32 protein-coding genes and 2 pseudogenes are annotated in these 18,408 nt (G+C 23.0%); 18 read left to right on the top strand and 16 right to left on the bottom strand.

The genetic code is table 4. The features are described from left to right. Positions 1 to 40 precede the first annotated feature (40 nt). The 3 genes from AACL22_RS07880 to AACL22_RS07870 are packed head-to-tail and all read right to left on the bottom strand — an operon-like array spanning position 41 to position 1,050. Entirely contained in the window at positions 41 to 349 is a 309-nt protein-coding gene (locus AACL22_RS07880; protein ID WP_338991104.1) for a hypothetical protein, read from the bottom strand. Beyond that, on the bottom strand, positions 334 to 597 hold the full coding sequence (locus AACL22_RS07875; protein WP_338991102.1) for a hypothetical protein: 264 nt from the start codon (positions 595 to 597) through the stop codon (positions 334 to 336). Before AACL22_RS07875 ends, AACL22_RS07880 begins: the two co-directional genes overlap by 16 nt. Before the next feature lie 18 nt (positions 598 to 615). Further along, positions 616 to 1,050 carry a hypothetical protein gene (locus tag AACL22_RS07870; RefSeq protein WP_338991099.1) on the bottom strand — a complete coding sequence of 145 codons (435 nt, stop codon included), beginning with the start codon at positions 1,048 to 1,050 and terminating at the stop codon, positions 616 to 618. Between the two features lie 285 nt (positions 1,051 to 1,335). Here AACL22_RS07870 and AACL22_RS07865 point away from each other — a divergent pair, with 285 nt between their 5' ends. Then, positions 1,336 to 1,605 (top strand): hypothetical protein, encoded by a 270-nt coding sequence (locus tag AACL22_RS07865; protein WP_338991096.1) that lies wholly within the window; start codon positions 1,336 to 1,338, stop codon positions 1,603 to 1,605. A 5-nt stretch (positions 1,606 to 1,610) separates the two neighbouring features. Here AACL22_RS07865 and AACL22_RS07860 read toward each other — a convergent pair. The 6 genes and pseudogenes from AACL22_RS07860 to AACL22_RS07835 form a co-directional block, all read right to left on the bottom strand. Beyond that, positions 1,611 to 2,611: pseudogene (locus tag AACL22_RS07860) on the bottom strand (hypothetical protein). Further along, positions 2,611 to 2,813, bottom strand: a pseudogene (locus AACL22_RS07855) (DUF2649 family protein). The pseudogenes AACL22_RS07860 and AACL22_RS07855 overlap by 1 nt, the downstream one beginning before the upstream one ends. A gap of 151 nt (positions 2,814 to 2,964) precedes the next feature. Further along, complete coding sequence (locus tag AACL22_RS07850; RefSeq protein WP_338991091.1) at positions 2,965 to 3,318, bottom strand: hypothetical protein; 354 nt, start codon at positions 3,316 to 3,318, stop codon at positions 2,965 to 2,967. Position 3,319: 1 nt separating this feature from the next. Continuing rightward, a complete protein-coding gene (locus tag AACL22_RS07845) occupies positions 3,320 to 3,754 on the bottom strand; it encodes a DUF3627 domain-containing protein (RefSeq protein ID WP_338991089.1) in 435 nt (144 codons plus the stop codon). A gap of 416 nt (positions 3,755 to 4,170) precedes the next feature. Then, positions 4,171 to 4,389: a hypothetical protein gene (locus AACL22_RS07840; protein ID WP_338991086.1), complete on the bottom strand. Its 219-nt coding sequence runs from the start codon at positions 4,387 to 4,389 to the stop codon at positions 4,171 to 4,173. Then, positions 4,389 to 4,538 carry a hypothetical protein gene (locus AACL22_RS07835; RefSeq protein WP_338991084.1) on the bottom strand — a complete coding sequence of 50 codons (150 nt, stop codon included), beginning with the start codon at positions 4,536 to 4,538 and terminating at the stop codon, positions 4,389 to 4,391. Before AACL22_RS07835 ends, AACL22_RS07840 begins: the two co-directional genes overlap by 1 nt. Before the next feature lie 412 nt (positions 4,539 to 4,950). Between AACL22_RS07835 and AACL22_RS07830 the strand changes: the two genes are divergently transcribed. From AACL22_RS07830 to AACL22_RS07770, 13 genes are all read left to right on the top strand, one after another. Next, on the top strand, positions 4,951 to 5,433 hold the full coding sequence (locus tag AACL22_RS07830; protein WP_338991081.1) for a hypothetical protein: 483 nt from the start codon (positions 4,951 to 4,953) through the stop codon (positions 5,431 to 5,433). Between the two features lie 2 nt (positions 5,434 to 5,435). Next, positions 5,436 to 5,735, top strand: a complete 300-nt coding sequence (locus tag AACL22_RS07825; RefSeq protein WP_338991078.1) for a hypothetical protein — start codon at positions 5,436 to 5,438, stop codon at positions 5,733 to 5,735. A gap of 67 nt (positions 5,736 to 5,802) precedes the next feature. Next, the gene (locus AACL22_RS07820; RefSeq protein ID WP_338991076.1) at positions 5,803 to 6,129 is read left to right on the top strand and encodes a hypothetical protein; all 327 of its coding nucleotides are present in this window, start codon (positions 5,803 to 5,805) and stop codon (positions 6,127 to 6,129) included. 277 nt (positions 6,130 to 6,406) lie between these two features. Then, the gene (locus AACL22_RS07815) at positions 6,407 to 6,646 is read left to right on the top strand and encodes a hypothetical protein (RefSeq protein WP_338991075.1); all 240 of its coding nucleotides are present in this window, start codon (positions 6,407 to 6,409) and stop codon (positions 6,644 to 6,646) included. Positions 6,647 to 7,163: 517 nt separating this feature from the next. Further along, entirely contained in the window at positions 7,164 to 7,448 is a 285-nt protein-coding gene (locus AACL22_RS07810) for a hypothetical protein (RefSeq protein WP_338991072.1), read from the top strand. Between the two features lie 9 nt (positions 7,449 to 7,457). After that, on the top strand, positions 7,458 to 7,625 hold the full coding sequence (locus AACL22_RS07805) for a hypothetical protein (protein ID WP_338991069.1): 168 nt from the start codon (positions 7,458 to 7,460) through the stop codon (positions 7,623 to 7,625). Positions 7,626 to 7,638: 13 nt separating this feature from the next. Continuing rightward, positions 7,639 to 7,812 (top strand): hypothetical protein, encoded by a 174-nt coding sequence (locus tag AACL22_RS07800; protein WP_338988935.1) that lies wholly within the window; start codon positions 7,639 to 7,641, stop codon positions 7,810 to 7,812. 1 nt (position 7,813) lies between these two features. After that, the gene (locus AACL22_RS07795) at positions 7,814 to 7,951 is read left to right on the top strand and encodes a hypothetical protein (protein WP_338988699.1); all 138 of its coding nucleotides are present in this window, start codon (positions 7,814 to 7,816) and stop codon (positions 7,949 to 7,951) included. Positions 7,952 to 7,953: 2 nt separating this feature from the next. Further along, the gene (locus AACL22_RS07790) at positions 7,954 to 8,370 is read left to right on the top strand and encodes a single-stranded DNA-binding protein (protein ID WP_338988701.1); all 417 of its coding nucleotides are present in this window, start codon (positions 7,954 to 7,956) and stop codon (positions 8,368 to 8,370) included. After that, complete coding sequence (locus AACL22_RS07785; RefSeq protein WP_338988702.1) at positions 8,361 to 9,014, top strand: hypothetical protein; 654 nt, start codon at positions 8,361 to 8,363, stop codon at positions 9,012 to 9,014. Before AACL22_RS07790 ends, AACL22_RS07785 begins: the two co-directional genes overlap by 10 nt. Beyond that, positions 8,998 to 9,666: an ERF family protein gene (locus AACL22_RS07780; RefSeq protein WP_338991067.1), complete on the top strand. Its 669-nt coding sequence runs from the start codon at positions 8,998 to 9,000 to the stop codon at positions 9,664 to 9,666. The genes AACL22_RS07785 and AACL22_RS07780 overlap by 17 nt, the downstream gene beginning before the upstream one ends. After that, a complete protein-coding gene (locus AACL22_RS07775) occupies positions 9,666 to 10,139 on the top strand; it encodes a hypothetical protein (RefSeq protein WP_338988706.1) in 474 nt (157 codons plus the stop codon). The genes AACL22_RS07780 and AACL22_RS07775 overlap by 1 nt, the downstream gene beginning before the upstream one ends. 6 nt (positions 10,140 to 10,145) lie before the next feature. Continuing rightward, positions 10,146 to 10,322, top strand: a complete 177-nt coding sequence (locus AACL22_RS07770) for a hypothetical protein (protein WP_338988709.1) — start codon at positions 10,146 to 10,148, stop codon at positions 10,320 to 10,322. A 25-nt stretch (positions 10,323 to 10,347) separates the two neighbouring features. Here AACL22_RS07770 and AACL22_RS07765 read toward each other — a convergent pair whose 3' ends face one another. From AACL22_RS07765 to AACL22_RS07735, 7 genes are all read right to left on the bottom strand, one after another. After that, positions 10,348 to 10,638 carry a hypothetical protein gene (locus AACL22_RS07765; protein ID WP_338988712.1) on the bottom strand — a complete coding sequence of 97 codons (291 nt, stop codon included), beginning with the start codon at positions 10,636 to 10,638 and terminating at the stop codon, positions 10,348 to 10,350. A 140-nt stretch (positions 10,639 to 10,778) separates the two neighbouring features. Then, positions 10,779 to 11,414 carry a hypothetical protein gene (locus AACL22_RS07760; RefSeq protein ID WP_338991064.1) on the bottom strand — a complete coding sequence of 212 codons (636 nt, stop codon included), beginning with the start codon at positions 11,412 to 11,414 and terminating at the stop codon, positions 10,779 to 10,781. 23 nt (positions 11,415 to 11,437) lie between these two features. Beyond that, positions 11,438 to 12,898: a hypothetical protein gene (locus tag AACL22_RS07755; protein ID WP_338991062.1), complete on the bottom strand. Its 1,461-nt coding sequence runs from the start codon at positions 12,896 to 12,898 to the stop codon at positions 11,438 to 11,440. A gap of 34 nt (positions 12,899 to 12,932) precedes the next feature. After that, complete coding sequence (locus tag AACL22_RS07750) at positions 12,933 to 13,826, bottom strand: hypothetical protein (RefSeq protein WP_338991059.1); 894 nt, start codon at positions 13,824 to 13,826, stop codon at positions 12,933 to 12,935. 6 nt (positions 13,827 to 13,832) lie between these two features. After that, positions 13,833 to 14,933: a hypothetical protein gene (locus tag AACL22_RS07745; RefSeq protein WP_338991057.1), complete on the bottom strand. Its 1,101-nt coding sequence runs from the start codon at positions 14,931 to 14,933 to the stop codon at positions 13,833 to 13,835. A gap of 17 nt (positions 14,934 to 14,950) precedes the next feature. Then, positions 14,951 to 15,121, bottom strand: a complete 171-nt coding sequence (locus tag AACL22_RS07740) for a hypothetical protein (protein ID WP_338991056.1) — start codon at positions 15,119 to 15,121, stop codon at positions 14,951 to 14,953. After that, positions 15,084 to 15,413, bottom strand: coding sequence for a hypothetical protein (locus AACL22_RS07735; protein ID WP_338991054.1), 330 nt, complete (start codon positions 15,411 to 15,413; stop codon positions 15,084 to 15,086). Before AACL22_RS07735 ends, AACL22_RS07740 begins: the two co-directional genes overlap by 38 nt. Positions 15,414 to 15,759: 346 nt before the next feature. Here AACL22_RS07735 and AACL22_RS07730 point away from each other — a divergent pair, with 346 nt between their 5' ends. The 4 genes from AACL22_RS07730 to AACL22_RS07715 all read left to right on the top strand — a co-directional run bounded on the left by AACL22_RS07730 (position 15,760) and on the right by AACL22_RS07715 (position 18,397). Further along, positions 15,760 to 16,677 (top strand): hypothetical protein, encoded by a 918-nt coding sequence (locus AACL22_RS07730; protein ID WP_338991051.1) that lies wholly within the window; start codon positions 15,760 to 15,762, stop codon positions 16,675 to 16,677. A gap of 7 nt (positions 16,678 to 16,684) precedes the next feature. Further along, positions 16,685 to 17,194 carry a lipoprotein gene (locus AACL22_RS07725; RefSeq protein ID WP_338991048.1) on the top strand — a complete coding sequence of 170 codons (510 nt, stop codon included), beginning with the start codon at positions 16,685 to 16,687 and terminating at the stop codon, positions 17,192 to 17,194. 85 nt (positions 17,195 to 17,279) lie between these two features. After that, positions 17,280 to 17,543, top strand: coding sequence for a hypothetical protein (locus tag AACL22_RS07720; RefSeq protein WP_338991045.1), 264 nt, complete (start codon positions 17,280 to 17,282; stop codon positions 17,541 to 17,543). Continuing rightward, on the top strand, positions 17,489 to 18,397 hold the full coding sequence (locus AACL22_RS07715) for an IS3 family transposase (protein ID WP_338993040.1): 909 nt from the start codon (positions 17,489 to 17,491) through the stop codon (positions 18,395 to 18,397). Before AACL22_RS07720 ends, AACL22_RS07715 begins: the two co-directional genes overlap by 55 nt. The last annotated feature ends 11 nt before the right edge of the window (positions 18,398 to 18,408 follow it).

Genomic DNA, 18,408 nt, shown 5'->3' with positions numbered 1-18,408 from the left:
AATCAATAAAATTGGTATAAACGAAAATAATACTAAAAACTTACGCATTATTTTTTACCAACTTATTTTTACGATGTTCTTTTATTAATTTAATAATTTCATTAAATAAATAACCATAAAAATAATGGATTATTAAAATATCTCATAATATATCAAATCATAAACCATAAAATATATAACCATTTATACCAACATATTTCTCTTTTAATTCATCAATCGTTGAAACTGTATCTAAAATACATACAAACGCTAATAAACAACTAATAATAAAATATAAAATTAAATCAACCCAAGAAATAAATAAACCATTTTGTTTCTTTTCTTTTTTATTTTCTACATTACTTTTCATAAATTTACTCCTAAATTATACAATGTTTTTGAAATAATAAAACCAATAATATATAAACTTGATATTGTTAACATTAACGGATGACTAAATAAAATCGCCATTTTACCAAAAATAGATAACAACCAAGTATCAGAATTATATAAATCCATAATAATATTTTTTGCTGATGTCAACTGATTAATAATAACTGTAATAAAACCAGTTCCAAATATAGCGATTGCCGCTACCAATAAAACTAACTTAATCATATAAAATCAACTCCTTACTTATTTTTTTATTCTTTTAGTGGTATGAATTCTTTTAAAACCTAATTCTCTTGTTTTTGCTTGTCTTGCTAAACTTGATAATTGTTGTTTATTGCGACTAACTTTAAATTGTTTTCGTTCTTTAATATGTTTTTGTAAACCTTGTTTAGTACTAGAAACACTCCGAACAGTAGCACCATATAGTTTAGAACTATTAATAACACCGCTTTTAACTGTTGAACCTAAATCGTTATAATTAGTTGATGTTCCGTGAATTGCATAAATTGATAGCTTAATAACCATAAAAAAGATTAAAAAATAAGCAATCGTTATATTTGTCATTGGTAATTTAGTATTTCAAATCACATCAAAAACAAATAAAAAAGTATCAAAAATAAAACTAAAAATCTTATTTCAATTATCATTATTAACGCTTTCACTTAATAAATTACTCATTTTTTATCTTTCCTTTCTTCATTTTTATAAAAAACTCAATTATATAAATTAAAAAATTAAATAAAACATTTCATATTAATAAATAACCAATACAAATTAAATTTCCAATAAAACCTAAATTTTTTATCAAAAATTTTAATTCATTTATATTTATAAAGTATAATAAAAATAATCCTAATAAATTTATTAAAATATAAATAATTATTTTTCATCAATTTAATTTTAAAAATTTAAATTTATTTTTCATATTAAAAACCTTTCTATACGAATTGGAGAAAATCTATTTTGCAAAAATTAATACATATATTTGACATTATTTGAATAGAAATTATTGTTGCATGAATTATTAATGCAATAGTAATAAATTGAGTACCTAATGAAAACAATAAAATAGAATCATTAATACATTTTATTTTACAAATTTTAAATTGAGGAATACAATTCCAAGATTTAAAAGCAGCAATAATAATTAAACATCAAATAATACTTTTAATTATTCAAATTTTATATGTAATTATATGAGCATTAATAAGAATATATAATTGAAATAAATAATTTAATTATTTTTTATTATGTTTTTTTGCTTTTAAATTTTCTTTCAAAATATCAATATCAAACAATTCTAAGCGTTGTTTATTATTTAATTTTGATATATCTTTTCAAAAATATTCTTTTTTATTAACAACTTCATCATTTTTTAAATCACGGACAAATGATAATCAATGACTATCATATTTATTAGCAAATTCAAGCGGAATAATTATCTTAAAAAACCGAATTCCTAATCCAACATCCGACTTATGTTTTGCTCTTTTACCTTCTGCTGTTCGTTCTACTGATTTTGTTTTTCAAATTTCATAATCTGTAATATCTTGGAAAATACCAATTCGCATAACAAAACTACGATTAAAAATATTACCTAATTTTGACTTAACGGGTTTTTTCAATGAAATAGGAATAATAATACCACTTGCTAAATGACGAATATTATTTCACATCATACCTTCACGCTGTACAGTAAAAATCGATCTATTTTTAAAATGTCTTGCTAAAACAATTCACACACTTTTACCACCATGAACTTTTTTAACTTCGTGGGGACTAGTTCCATCAATATATAAAAAACTCTCATCAAACAAAATTAAACTATCATCAGGTGGGACTAATTTAGTTCTATCAGTAAAATCTAAATTATTAAAAGTTAAAAGTTTTATTGCATCATCTTCGATTGGATAATTACTATAAATTTTATTCGTTAAAAGTTTCATAACTTGTGATAGAAAAGTTAAAAGCAATGTTTTACCAGTTCCTAATTTACCAATAATTACAAATAATGGATTATCTCAAATAAAGTAAACTAAACGAAAGACATTTAACTGATAAAAAACATTTTTTCAAACTCATCACACAAAATAAACACATTGTAAAACAAATAATAATCAAAATACTAAACCAGTATAATTTAATGAAATTATTCAAAGTAACAAATCAATTAAACTAAAAAAACCATTGAACCACTAATATAACAAAAATTTATTAGAAAAAATACAAACTTTTTCATTACTTAAAATACCCAACTATTTTAAAAATCATTCACAACAAAAATCAAGTTAAAAACAAAATTACAATTCAAACACCAACCATCAAAGTTAAATATTCATTTTGAGTTAAATTTCAAGTTGTTATTTTTTCAACATTTGTTTTATCTATAAACAAAAAGACATGAATAAAAACTCTTTTAATTTTTCTCAATCATTTTGCATTTTTAAAAACTCCACATTTTTTGAATAAGTTTAAAAAACATTCCAAAAAATAAAACAATAAATAATACAAATGATATAACATATAAAAATTCAGGGGCATTTGAACCAATAATATAACTAACAAATTGAACTCAATAATTATATAAACTCATTATAAAAAACCTCTATCATATTTATATTCATTTTCATAATCAAAACTAAACATACTAAATTCCACGGGTTTTTTGTAACATTCCTCATCTAAAATTTCTAAAAACTGATAAGATAAGAATTTTTTACATTTTTTATAACATTTTTTACATAAAAATGCAATCTCATATTCGCCACCAAACTTTATAAAATAAACTTTTGCTTTTATAAATTTGTTAGAACAACCAAATAATTTAAAATAATGTTCATTTGAATTATAAATAATATAACCATTATCACATAATTTATAACCTTTATTTTTTTCGTACTTTATTCTATCTTCTCTTTGTTCTTCTTTTATTGATTTAACTTCCATTTTATAATTCCTCCAAATCACGAATTAATTGTTCTACTTTTTCATCATTTCAATTTATTAAATTATTGTTGTTATTTGTTTTTACTTTTTGAGGTTCACCAGGGAATAATGATTTTTTCATTTGTATAAAATAATTTTGTTTATATTGATTATAGAAATTAATTATTTGTGTTCCAGTTGAATATTTCCAAACATGTCGTTTTAAATTTTCATCATATTTTACAATAGAATAAGAATTATCATAAATTAAACCGATTGCTACTTGTTTAGAATGTTTTTGACTAGGATAAATAAACTTATTACTCAATCAAAAACCAATGTGGCGATTATGATTAGGTAAATTTATAAAACTTGCTTTATCTGTTTCAAAAGGGATAAGTTCCTTGCTAATAAAATAATTTTCTATATTTTGATTTTTCTTAACAAAACTACTCAATTTTTTCAACTCCTTCATAACAATTTAAACAATAAAATTCATAAAATCGTAATCTTTTCATATCATTAAAACAAGTTTTACATTTATATTCAAAATAATTAATCATTACTTATCATCTCCTAACTAAATGTTTGTTTAATAAACAATGTTATATTTAATGTTTATATATTGTTTATTTATTGATAAAAACATTGATTATTAACAATGTTATACATAATGCTAATATATTGTTTATTTAATGTTTAATAAACAATGTTATTAACAATGTTAAATATATAAAATAGTAAAAATTAGCACACTGAAAAATACTATTAAGTTTTAAAGTAATAGTTATATAAAATAAATTAATAAAAAATAAATAAACTAGTGTGCCTTAGTTTTGTTTAAAATAACTTAGAATATAATGTTATATTCTATTAAAATCCTTTAACCATATGACGGAAAAAGTTTAATATTTTAATGATAATAAATAATCCAAATGGAATTAAAATAATTCACGCATCACCTAAAAAGGTCATTAATTGCGGTAAAATACCATATACGGCATCTTTTACTTTACCCATTGCATTACCTAACCCAGTTCAAATGGAATTCATTCCAGTCCCAAAAGTAACTGCATCTGCTAAAAAATTCATTATTTTCTATCCTCCTTTTTTTCAAATTCTTTTTTTTCTTTTTTCTTTCCTTGAATTTGTCGAATTTTTTGATAAATTGATAAACCAATTCACGCAAAAATACCTAACAAAATCAAAATACTAAATATCCATGTTAATCATACTGGCATTATATAACTCCTTTCAATAAATTAAAAAATTGAAATTTGTAAACTCGCTCCGCTCGTTGTCGCTTTGCTCCACTTAAAAAACATTATTGAATAAATTATCCGCTAATAAATTACGCGGAATAATTTATTCTTTTACTTTTTAATTTCAATATCTTTTGCAATCTTATTGACAGTATTAATAACAATATCTTTACCACACTTTTTCACTAACGACCGCAAAATAAAATATTGCTTTGTTTGCATAATTTCAACTCCTTATTTAAAATATTAATAAAATTTGTTTCTAAAAATGTAAATACCACAAAAGTACAAAATGTGTGTGGTTTCTACAATTTTGAAATAAAAATAACTATGTAATTGATTTAGATAAAAGAATTATAAAGAATATATATTATTTAAGTGAGATAGATTTATGAGTGGATTTACTCATTTATGATGAGCATTAATTTATAATACATTTTTTGCATTAGGTTGAACCTGAGCATTTAAAAGTGGTCAATTTAATGGTTTTAGTTGAGATAGTATTATGTCATCAAGTAATATTATTGGTTTAGGATTTGGCCATATTACTTTATTAGGTATTCAAGGTATTTTAATGTGAATTGGTCGTAAACCTAAAATAGATAAAAATATTAAATCACAAGGTAATCATTTAATTCGTAAAAGAAAATTAGGTATTATATTTATTATTTTAGGTTTAATGCCTTTAATTATTTGATCTATTGGTAGATTAATTATTATGTTTTTGTGTAAAGCATATTTAAAAGCAAATGGTAGTTATGAAAGAACTGAAAATAAATTTATTAAAGATTTAGAAATTAAAAAAGTAGATAAAGATACAGCAATAGAAACTGTTTCACAGTTTGCAGAAAAAATATTGAAAGGAAAAGATTAATTATGGCAAAGAAACAAATTAAAAGAAATATTGAAAAAATGCGAATAGATAAAAATATTTGTTGAATGATAATTGATGGCAAAGAGTGTTTTAAAAAAGTAAGTAAAAATTGAAATGGTATTGGTGTTCCTGTGTGTGAAGAACATACTAAAATATTCCAAGAATTAATGAAAGAAACTTATGATTATGGCGTTAATAATCAAAAAGAATATTTAGATCAATATGAAAAAGGTTTTAAAAAAGGTATTGAAGAAACTAGAACTGAAATTAAGAAAAAATATCCACAAGTTTACAAAAATTAAAATGATGGTAAGATGGTGACGATAGTTTTTGAAATTTTCTATAAAAAATAATGGAGGGATTAAAGTTATGTCAAACTTTAAATATGAATATAAAGAAAATATGACACAAGATGAAATTAATGCTTTATTAGAACAAAAAGAAAAACAAGTATTATCTAGTGTCTTACCAAGCGCAGAAACTCGTATTAAATCAGAAACTGAAAAAGAATATTTAGAACAAATTAATAATTATCAGTCAAAAATAAAAGAATATGAGTTATCACAAATACCACAAGAAAATCGTAAATTAGTTGAAGAACTATTAAATAGTGGTAAAGATATGGAATATATTAAAACTAATTTAAGGTCGCATGGAAAAAAGAAGGGTTTTAACAAATACATAGAAATTGAATAGAAATAATAAATTAAACCATTTACTAAAATGGTTTTTTTATTTGTTAAACCAAAATTATTAATTGATTCAGAGAAAGGACAGCATCTTAAATTCTTAAAATAGAAACTTTTATTACAACTTTTTGATACCCTCTTTAAGTTGTTTACACATTTATTAAATATCTTAGAAATCTTTATAAAGTGTACCTGTTTTTTCTCCAATTTTAAGGTGTTGTCCTTTCTCTGTTTCAGTTAATTAATTTGCTAATAAAAAAACTTAATAAAGGAAGGAGTAGGTAATGAAAATTAATAAGCAACAAACAATATGTGATGTTGATAATTGCTATAAAGCAATATCATTCATTATCGAAGAATTTTTATCAAATAAAGTTTTATGAACTTGTGAAAAACATAAAGATTTATTGAATAAAGTAAAAGATAAAACACAAAAGCGGTTTTATAAACGCTTAGAAAATTCAAAAATTATCTTTGATTATGAAACTGGTTTATTAAAACTTAAATTTTATAAAACAACTTAATGCAGAGCGGAACGGTTATTTTAAATAACTAAGTGTTTTTATTCCACCGCCGGCCGAGGCAAGTACTGAAATAGTGTATGAGGAAAAATGTAAATCGGCGCTGGTTCATTAGAACTAAGCGATAGTCGTAATAAGTCCAAGGTTAATATCAAACGACAATAAAAATAGAGATAGTGACTTTACAATTAAATTTGCGAAAAGTGTGGTTGGTTGGAGTTTTATAGCATTTAATCCTTTAAAATGCGAGTGAATTTTTAATTTAAAAACTGAACGTCAAATCCCAGAGCAAAAGCACAAATGGGCACGGATAAAGGAAGACATATATATGTCTGGCGTCAATATTAAAAAACAACTGTGGATTATTAAACATTCAAACAATTAACATATCGCCACCGCTCACCCCAGTGAGGCGGATGGCGTAGTAAGTAAATAGATAAATACTTATATAACTAATTCTCGCTTGGCACTTTCACTTGGGAGTGAGTGCCAGCGAGTTAAAACTAGGAGGAAAAAATAAATGACAGAATATAAAAGTAAATATATTAATAAAACTTGAAATGAAATAACAACATCATTTTATTGAGTTAATTGTCAACCTATTAATTGTCGTATTTCACATCATAAAAAACATTATGATTTGCAATGTTTAGAATGAGCCAAAATGTACTTAAATTTATTTAAAGATAAATGAGATGTTATTGCTTCTTATATGCAATATTACAAAATTAACGATATTTTAGATTTAGCTTCTGATGGTTGAAAAATATTGCAAATTGACCCAAAAATCATAGGAATAATTTAGGAGGTATATATGAAAAAGTTAAATAAAACTTGTATTAAAAAAAGATATTGAGGTTATTGTTTTCATAAAGAATGCAATCAAGAAAATAAATTAAGTGAATTAATGCTTAAAAGTTATTCAGTATCATTTGAAGATATTGCAGATGAACATTGAGCATTAAATACTAAAAAGAATTAGGAGGAATTAAATTATGAATAAAAGATACTTATTGGTAATGAAAAGTAAATATAGTGATTTTAAAACGAGCTGTTTTTATACATTAGAAGAAGCAAAAACTACTGCTAATGTTGAAAATCAACAAGAATGATTAACAACTATTATTGATTTAGAAAATGAAAATATTAAATGACAAGGATGTGAATAATATGTGAAAAGATGAAAATGGCAAAGTTTATACCGAAGAAGATTTATTTAATGAAGCATTAGAAGAATGTCATTCAGAAGAAAGTGCTTATGAATATATTGATACTTTAATTATGGAAAAGAATTTGGAGGAAATTTAATAATGAATAAATTTATTGGAATTGGTATAACAACAAAAGATATTGAAATTAAGAAAACAAGTAATGGAAAAGAATATACTATTTTTAATTTAGCAATTACTCGCCCATATTCAAAACAAAAAGAAACTGATTTTATTCCTTGTCAAGTTTGAAATAAACAAGCAATTACTTTACAAAAATATTGTCAAAAAGGTAGTCAAATAGCAATTACTGGTGTTTTAAAATCTTTTAAAAATAAAGATAATAAAACTGAATGAATAGTTCAAGTATCTAATTATGAATTTTTACATACAAATAATGATTTAAAAAAATCTGATAAACCACAAGAAAAAATAGAATTTAATTCATCTGAGACAAAAGAATTATTTAATAATGATAATCAAAATATTGGTAATGATGAAACAATTTTATGAGATTAGATTTAAAACCTTTATATATTTTTAATGATGAATTACATAAGTATAGTATTTTAATACCTAGTGTAAGTAAAATTGTTAATATTTTAGTGCCAAAAGATTTTTCACAAATTGATGAGAATATTTTAAAATTAGCACAAAATCGTGGAATATGTTTACATAATATGATTGATGTTTGAATAAAAAATAATTTTGATGATGAATTAATTGAATTTATTGATTGTGAAATAAAATCACATCGTGAATTATTTAAAAATTTTACAAAACTATATCAAGAAACTTTTAAAGATATTAAATTTAAATATTATGAAACTGAAAAAACACTTTATAGTCCTTTAATGTGTGGGACAACTGATTTTATTGGAATAACAACTGATAATGAATATATAATATGTGATTGAAAAATTACTAGTTCTAATGAGAAAACAGATATTGAACGCTATATTTGGCAATTAAAACTTTATTATTTATTAGAAAAAGACTTTTGTATAGATAATAAAAAAATATTAATGATAATTATAAATCCAAAATTAAAAATAGTAATTAAAGAAAAAGTTGATATTACTAAACAAAATTTAGAACAAATTAAAGAAGCAATTTTAATATGACAAGAAAGAGAGGAATGAGAAAATGCCACAAGAAACTAAAAAAACATTAATAGTAAGTATTGGTGAAATACAACACGATTTATCATTATATTTAGAAAAAAACCAAACAATGCAAATGAATGGTAGAACAATTTATAACTATTTTGGTGAAGCACAAGTATTAGAATTAGTTAAAAAAGAATTTAAAAAGCATCATATTACATATATTTGGAGTTATGTGAAAGATACTTTAAAAGTAATTAATGATATACCATATTTTGAAATGGAATTAACTTTATGTAAAGAAACAGAAGAAATTAAAACTTATTGACCTTTTACAGGGAAAAATACTGACCCCGCTAAAAGTATTGGGTCAGCATTAACTTATGGAGTTAAATATGTTTTAAGCAAACTATTAGGTTTACCAACCGAAGAATTAGACCCCGATAATAGTGAAATAAGTAAAATTAATTCTAAACAAGAAAAAGAACAAACAGAAATTATTAACAACTCAAATCCAAATTGAATGAGTGAACAGCATTTCAATAATATTAAAAATTTTATTACAAATACAAAAATAGAACAAGATATTATTTCAAAAGGTAAAAATTGATTAAAAGAAGAATTAAATGTTGAAAAATTATCACCAGTTCTGATTAGAAAACAAAGCGAAGATTTTTATTATCAATTTAAAGAAAGATTTTTAAGATAATGATAAAAATAGGTATTGACCCATCAGGAACTGGTACTACCGCTATTGTTGTTTATGAAGATAATAAATTAAAGGAAAAATTAGAATTTACTAATTATTTATGAATAAAACAAGTTGATTTTATTAAAGATATATTATTTAAACACTGCAATAGTGTTTGTCTTGTAAACATTGAAAATTGCTTATATACAAATGCTAATGGTTCAAAAGACCGTGATGATTTATTAAAAATAATTGGAGTAATTAAATATGATACACACGAATTAAATAATGTTAATTGAATATCACCCCGTTATACTAAATCAGTGGTTAAAAATATGGAAAATTTAAGTAAATATAATGATAGTTATTTATGAAAATTTGATAAAGATACTAATTTAACTTATCAATATGGTAAGGGTTGATTTTATAATAATGATAAAATAAGTAATCATTTACGCGATGCAATTATTATTGCTCATTATGAGAGGTAATATATTATGAAACAATCATACAATCAAAAAACAAGAAAATATTATTCTTGTAAAATTCGTAATATAAATGTTTACTTAAATGAAAATGAAGAAAAAGTTTGAAATAAATTAAATTTTGATACTTATTCACAACGAATAGAACATCTTATTAATTTTTATATAAAACACAATAAAGAAAAATAAAAAATAACCAATTAAGGTTATTTTTTTAAATACTATTTGTTAGTTGTCTAATAGCATCTTTTTGTTCTTGTTTTTTGTTGTTTACCTTAACTTGTTTTTTAACATTTTTAATTTGACCTGTTTTAAGTGCTAATTCTGTTGCATATTCAGGTCCTCGTAAATGTTTTTCGTGTGCAATAACAGCTGTTCTTAATTCTCTAATTTCTGCTTTATATTTTTTAATTTTCTTAGCAGATAATCCAAGAATACCAAGACTACCCATTCCACCAGCACCCGCTAATACAAGTAAAGCAATCATTAATGTATCATTTAACATTTTTTTTACTTCCTTTCTCATCCTTACTCAAACAGTGGCCATCCATCCTTTCAGAACAAAATAATTTATAAATTAAACTATATAACCACCCAAAAATATCAACCACCCCTATAAATATAGTCTATTTTAATAAAATTTAATTATTTGTTTATATTTAATTCTTGTTTATTTTCTTCTTGTTTTTGTTTTTTAATATTTTCATTTTGTATATTTTTTAATTTTTCTTCTGTTATGCCATCTAAATTATTTCATTGTTTAGCTATTCGTGGTTGAACGACACGCGGATTAATACGGCAGTCAAAACAATGTCTTAAATGGTCTTTTTTTCATTTTGATTTATCAATTCAAATAATAATTAAAGAAATTATTAAAGTAATTAAAGGTAATATTGTAAATACTAATCCCATTTTAGATATTTTTAATCTTGGTATATCAATTTTCATATCTACTTTTAGTTTACTACTAGCAACAAATATACCTTGAATTCCGTGTGTAAATAAAGGTGTTATCAAAATAGCAATTCCATTACCTCAATATTGTCCATAATTATACCAATTAATTTGGTCTTTAATGCCATTAATCATCCCATACTCTAATCAACAATTTAATGCTAAAAATATCAATGTATAAAAACTAACTACTCAACTACGAATTTTATATTTTCTTTCTCATTCTCTAATATCTTTATGAGTTCAATTATAAGTCGGAATAGGGTCTTTTTTAAATCAATTTCAAGGTAAGGCACCCTTTAATCAAGTTGTTTTATCTTGTTTCATAATTATTTACCTCATTTAATTTTTTATTCATTTTTATTTAATTCTAATCATTTTTTATTGAATAATTCTTTAATATCATTTCTATTATTTGAAATAATTCTTCATATTGGATGTTTTTCAAATAAATTTAATTCATTAATAGTTGTTGCACTATTTATTTTTCTTATCACTATATCATAAGAGTCCGATGTTTCTTCTTGATACTTAAGTAAATCAATATCCATATCACGATTATAAATAGAATGTGGTTCATTTGACATTAATTCGCTATTATTTATTAATTTTCTTTTAATTGTTAAATCTTTAATAACAATATTATTTGTTTCATTTTTAATTGATCCATCTTGCTTAATTATTATGCTTTCATAAGAATTAGCTGCTAAAAATGAAAAAATTGATTTTTGTGATATTGTTTCAAAATAATGTGTTACAAATTTATTAGCAGATGCATAATCTGTTATTGAAATTGATATTTTATAGTAATATTTTGTTAAATCATAATCTGGAATTTTAAATGTTAATTTTTCGTTTGCTTCTGGATAATTAATTAATTCTCAATCATTGCCACCACTAATAGATATATCACCACTGCCTAATAATGAAGAACCATTAATAGTTTTAATATTTGTACCGCTTACTAATTTATCTTGTTTAGTATTAATATCTTGTGATGTTTTTACAATATATTTATCATCAACTTTTTCAATATAATTTTTATTTAAATAACTATCTTTAATAACATCCGATGGAATTTCATTACTTTGTTTTGCTTTTCAAACACCATTTTCTTCATAAATAGTATCATTATCAAACGGAACGACTAATTTAATATATTCATTATAATCAATTTTACTAAAATCATTTTTTGTAGGATAACTAATATTAATACTATTATCTTTAACAATTCTATCTTTTAATCAAAATAATAATGTTGGATAAAAAGTTTTTTTACTAATATGTTTATATTCTTCTTCTCATGGATGAGCATAATTATCTAAACTATAATTATAAGGTCTAGATACTGTTTTACTAGATATAATATCAATTATTTCACCGGCTAATTTTAAAGCATTTTTAACATCACGAGTAATATTTTCATTTGCCTCAGGATCATTAGTTTGTGAATAAGCAACACCACCTTGTGAAAATGAAGCACTACCAGTTAAATCATTAACTCCTTTTGGTAAATATCAATTTATAACTGCTAATAAACAAGCAGATTGAATATAACTTAATCATTTATCATTTTCAATTAAACCAGTATTATCTTTTTTTACTCATGGAAATAAATCTTTTTTATTTATTTTATTGGAAATTGTCCCACCTGATAATCTATCCATTCATAAACTAGTTTTTAAAATAGCATTATAAATTAAATTATCATTATAAGCAGATTGTTTTCTATCATTAATAGGCTGTCAAAGTTTACTTTCTTTAACATCTTCAACTGTTATAAATAACAAATTACTTAAATTATTTTCCATATAAAACACCTCTTAATTGATTACGATATTTTTTTTAAAAATTACTTGGCTTATAACTATTAACTCTTGTTTTTGTTTTCTTAATTGTTTTAATAGTTTGATTAGTTTTGTAAAACATATTTTTAACTGGTGTTTTATATAAATTCTTAATATTTTTAACATCACTTCGGCGTTCACAATATCATTTTTTATTATTAATTTCACCAGCAAAATTAAAATTAAAATGTCCAATTTTAAAATTATTAATAAACTTTTTAATTTGTTGTAATTTTTGAACTGTTGGTAATGTTAATTTAGTAGTTCCTTTGGGATATTTTTCTTTTAATGCTTGTGGTAATCGTTTTTTAATATAATTTCTTAAATGACTAGGTAATCATTTTCTTAATCAATAACGCCAAAATAAAGTTCCTGCATTAGATACAGCATTACTTAATAATTTTCAAATTTCAACTGGAACACTAGGATAAACATATGGACCATAAAATTTCGGATGTTTTGCTGTTTTTGTATATATTAAAATAGTTAAATTACCTGTTAAAGTTAACTTATTTGTAATATTAAACATACCACTATCAAGCCAACTACTATTTAAAGGTTGTCAATTAGTATTTAAATAATTTTCATTTTTAAATTGTTCTCTATTTTTAATATTATTATCTTTTTCTAATTGACTTAATATTTGTTGTATTTCTTTTTTATGACCTTTTTTAATTAAATCTAAATAAGTAAATGGATTTAATCACTGATAAATATCTTCAACTTTATTTGTAATTTTATTATATTTATCACTAATATAATTAATTGGCTTTAATATTTTATTTTTAACTTGATTAACTCTATTAATTAAATTTACAAATTTACTTATTAAAGGTTTATTTTCTAAATTAGATACTAATAAAGTTAAAACGCGTAATATTAGTAAATTCATTTTATATTAACCTTGATTATTTGGTTTTGATTCTGGTTTTGTTGCTGAAATTAGATAATCAACTGGAACTCTAAAAGTTTTATTTAGATTACTTTTAGCGGCAGTAATTTCATCTTGGCTTGGTTGTTTTTCCAAAATAATTTTACATGTTTTTGGATATAAAATAGTTGGTGTTGCATATTGAACTTTACCAATTCATTTAGGGTTAGCAGTATCATTATCTAAAACTTGTTGAATAGTATCCATATTAATTGGATATGCTCATACTTGTTTATTTAAAAATAAACCATTTACATTAGTAAAATTATAACCTTTATCACGGTTAACTTGTCCTTTTGTATATGTTTTTTCTAAATGAAAACTTTTTGATACAGGAATACCCATTGCAGTATTTTCATATAATTCACCATTAACCATTGCTTTTAATTGAGCTTGTGAACCAATTACTTTTAAATAAGCAGGTGTTAATCCTAAATACGCCCTACGACCTAAAACCATAAACATTTTATCAGTTGGCAAACCAAAATATAAATTACTAATTTGATTTGTTAATTCAATCAAAGTTTCATTTAATGTAAAGAATGCTCTATTTGCATCATCAGCATTTTCAGCTGTATAACTACAAAATGGAATTACTTCATATTGACCATCTGCTAAACAATAATCATAAATAGCCTGAATTAATTCACATTCTAAATTAACAAATTTATTCTGTACAACACTAGAAATAGCATCAGCAATAACGCCATTTTTAATATTTTGTTCTATTAATGCTAAGTCAAAAGCTTCATTCATTAATTTTAAATTAAATCTTTTATCAATAGGAACTGGAATTCTTGTTAATCCCATTGTTTGAGTTGTCCCACCATTTGGTAATGAATAATCATCTTGTCATACCACACGATGAGTTAAATTATATAGTGCTTGACCAGCATTTGGTAATCAAGCAACTTGTTCTGCGGTTGCAGTAGCATACTGCATAATACTTGCATATTCATTATATAAAGGTCCACGCAATAAAGCATTAACCATATCAACATACGCTTTTTGGTCTGTTGTATTACCTTGTAATATAAAAGGTACTTGTGGCAAATTAATTGTTGCCATAATATTTCACTCCCTTATTATCTAAGGTTTTTAAGTGTATAATCAGTTATTTTTTTAATTTCATCAGGAGTATATGCTCCTTTTTCTTTAATAGTTTCAATTTCATCATTCTTATTTTCAGTAGACTTTTCAATCATATCTTTAATAAAATTAGTTGGTGAAACTGCTGGTTGTTCTTGTACAAACAAATCAGGTTTTAATTCTTTTAAAGTTTGCATTTTTTTCAGATAAAGAACTACCACTAACTTTTTCTAAATTAGTTTTAATATCTTCAATTTTAGTAGATGGAACATCTTTAAATGCTTTTAATTCATCTAATTCATTAGCAACTTTTAAATAATCTTCTTTTGAAATAGTATCTTTTCGTTTTTGTATACCTTCAATAATTTGTTTTGTTTCATTATGAAATTCATTTAAAATATTATCTACAATTTCTTCACTTAAACCTTGTTCGATTAATTGTTCTTTTGTAAGTGCCATTTTATAAACCTCTCTTTTTTTATTCTTGTTCGAATAACAAGTCAGCATAAGTCTTTTTAAGGCGGAAAGCATAAACCGTAAATTACTTTTTTGTTAAAAGGATAAACCATTAATATTATTTTACACTATTATTTTAATAATACAACTATTAATATAGAGAAGAAGAAAATATAACTTAATATATTTTACTGCTAATTTAGCCCTTAAAACGCGTAATTAAGAGTATTTTAAAAGATAAATTTATTAAAATAAGCGCTAATTTTGCTTGTATATATATATATATATATATATAATGCAGGTAGATCTTGAGTAATGTTTCAAGACTAAAAAAAGGAGAAAAACAAGTATGAAAAAATTACTTAGTTTATTAAGTGTATTAACAATTAGTGGCACTGCTGTATCAACAACAATTGCCGCTAGTCCTTATCAAAAAGAAGAAACTAAATTAGAAAATAATGAAATTAGTTATTTACAAACAAATAATTTAAAAAATTTAAATAGAGTTAAAAGACAAGAAATAACATATCCAATATTAGAAGATGTGTTAATTGATTTAAGAAAAACTAGCATGAAAAAACCAATGCAATTTCAAATAGCTAATTTATGATGTGTTATTGCAATTTTAAAAAATATATTTGATAATAATATTCTTAATAATAAAGATCTTAAAGAAATGGAACAAGAAGAAATTACAAGTTTTTTTTCAGACAGCATAAATGATGAAGGTGTTTCGTTATCAGATGTAATTGAATTATTTAACACAAATCCGATAATTAAGGAAAGTTTGGGATATAATTTAAAGGAAATTGATTTAACTCGATTATTTTGAAATAGATTAAATGATATAGAAAAAAGAATGTGGATAAGACATTTAATATGGGAATCTCTTTCTAGACAAGTCCCTGTTATTTTTGGTGGTTTTTTTGATTTAGAATATTATGGCCAAATATTTAATAACGCTTCTCATTCTGCATTAATTGTTGGAATCAAGCCAAATAAAGAAAATATACTTGAAGATACTTATTATGTTAGAGATCCATGAAGAGACAGTGAAGGTGAATTTATTCTAGATCAAACTACAGAAATTTCAATGACGGGGGAACAAATTTTTAATATTTTATTTAATCAAATAGAAAACGGTAGCGTATTAATACATGAAGATGTTTTTCAATTATTTTGTGAAAAAGCTATTAGTATTTTTTCATCAATTTGAGAAATAACAGAACCAGAATTAATGGCAGCTATAGGCTATAGTATAATATAATTAAAATATGAAAAAAATATTAAGTCTTTTGGGAACAATTACTTTAATTGGAACAAGTACAACAAGTTTAGTTGCCTGTAATACACCACAAGAATATACACCAGAAGAATTAGAAAAATTAAAAAAAGAAAACCAAATAAATACAACTAATGAAACTATTAAAAACAATTTAGAATGAATAGCATCACAAGAAAAACCATTTAATAATGTTGATAATAAATGATATTATGTAGTATGGCGTGGTAATAAAAATAATGATTGAAGAATTATTAAATTTTTAAATTATACAGATAATGAAAAAAAAATAGATAATTATGCTAAATATAGTCTTATTTTTAAACCATCACGATTTCGTTATTATACTTTATTAATTAAATACGGAATTATTAATACAAATAATACTTTATATGCTGATGATGGTTCATATTTTAAATCAGTTTATCGTTGAAATTTAACCGATAATGTACCTGCCTTAATTATTGATGATAAAGGTAATGTAAAAGTTAATGGAGAATAGAAAAAGAGATTTTTAGAGTGCACCCCAAAAAGTAAGTAAAATAAAAAAAGATTTTGCTAAATTTTTATAGGGGGTGCATTTTTATATGGCAAAAAAAGGACAAAAATATAACAAATATACATCAGAATTTAGAACAAAAATCATTGAGGAAATTAAACAAAAAAGTTGTTGAATAGTAGCAAAACAATATAATATAAATGCAAATACAGTAGAATCTTGATGAGCAAATCATAAAAAAGGAAAATTAAACAATCCTAAAGGACCTAAAATTTCTTTTGCCAAAAGAAATTTAGAATATTATATAACAAGGTATGAATTATTAAAAAAGCTCCATGACTTTTACAATTAAGCAAACTAAGAATTGTCTCTTTTATTAAACAAAATTTTTGTGAATATTCAATAAAATTATTACTAGAAGTAACAGGGTTAAAACGTAGTTATTGAGATAAATATAAAAAAGCAATAAATGATATTGTAAAAGTCTATGAAGAAAATTTAAAACAATTTGGTTATCGAGGAATTACTAAATATTTAAAGGAAGATTATGGTATAAAATATAATTCAAAAAAAGTTTTAAGAATTATGCGTGATAATCAAATACAATCTGAATATGTAAGAAAAATGAGAAGAAAAATGAAATATAAACAGAATAAAGAAAAAAGCTTATTGCAATATCCTGATTTAATTAATCGTAAATTCAATGATATAAAAACAAGGTTTTCAGTACTATATACTGATGTAACATATTTAATTTGAAAAGGAGAAAGATATTATCAATCAACAATTATTGATGGATATACTAAAGAAATAGTTGATGTAAAGTGATCTAAATATAATGACAATAAATTAGTAATGGATAATTTAAATGATGCAATTAATAAAATAAAATTAATAAAAAAAGATCTGAATGGAATAATAATTCACTCAGATCACGGATATCAATATACATCCACTATTTATCACGATAAATGTTTATCTAACGGTATTACAATTTCAATGGGAAAAAATTACCACTGTGCAGATAATATTGTTATAGAAAGTTTTCATTCATTACTTAAGAAAGCTACAATCCATAATAAAATATATAATTCACATAAAGAATATATACAAGATGTTATAAAATGAAATACATGATATTCAAATCGTAAAGAAAAAGATATAATTAAAAAAATAGTAAATACTTTTTTTATTAGTACTTACTAAAATGGGTGCAC

This window comes from Spiroplasma endosymbiont of Seladonia tumulorum, assembly GCF_964020235.1.
Taxonomy (GTDB): domain Bacteria; phylum Bacillota_I; class Bacilli_A; order Mycoplasmatales; family Mycoplasmataceae; genus Spiroplasma.
Note: the sequence above shows the minus strand (reverse complement) of the source record. Positions and strands in the feature narration are given on the sequence as shown.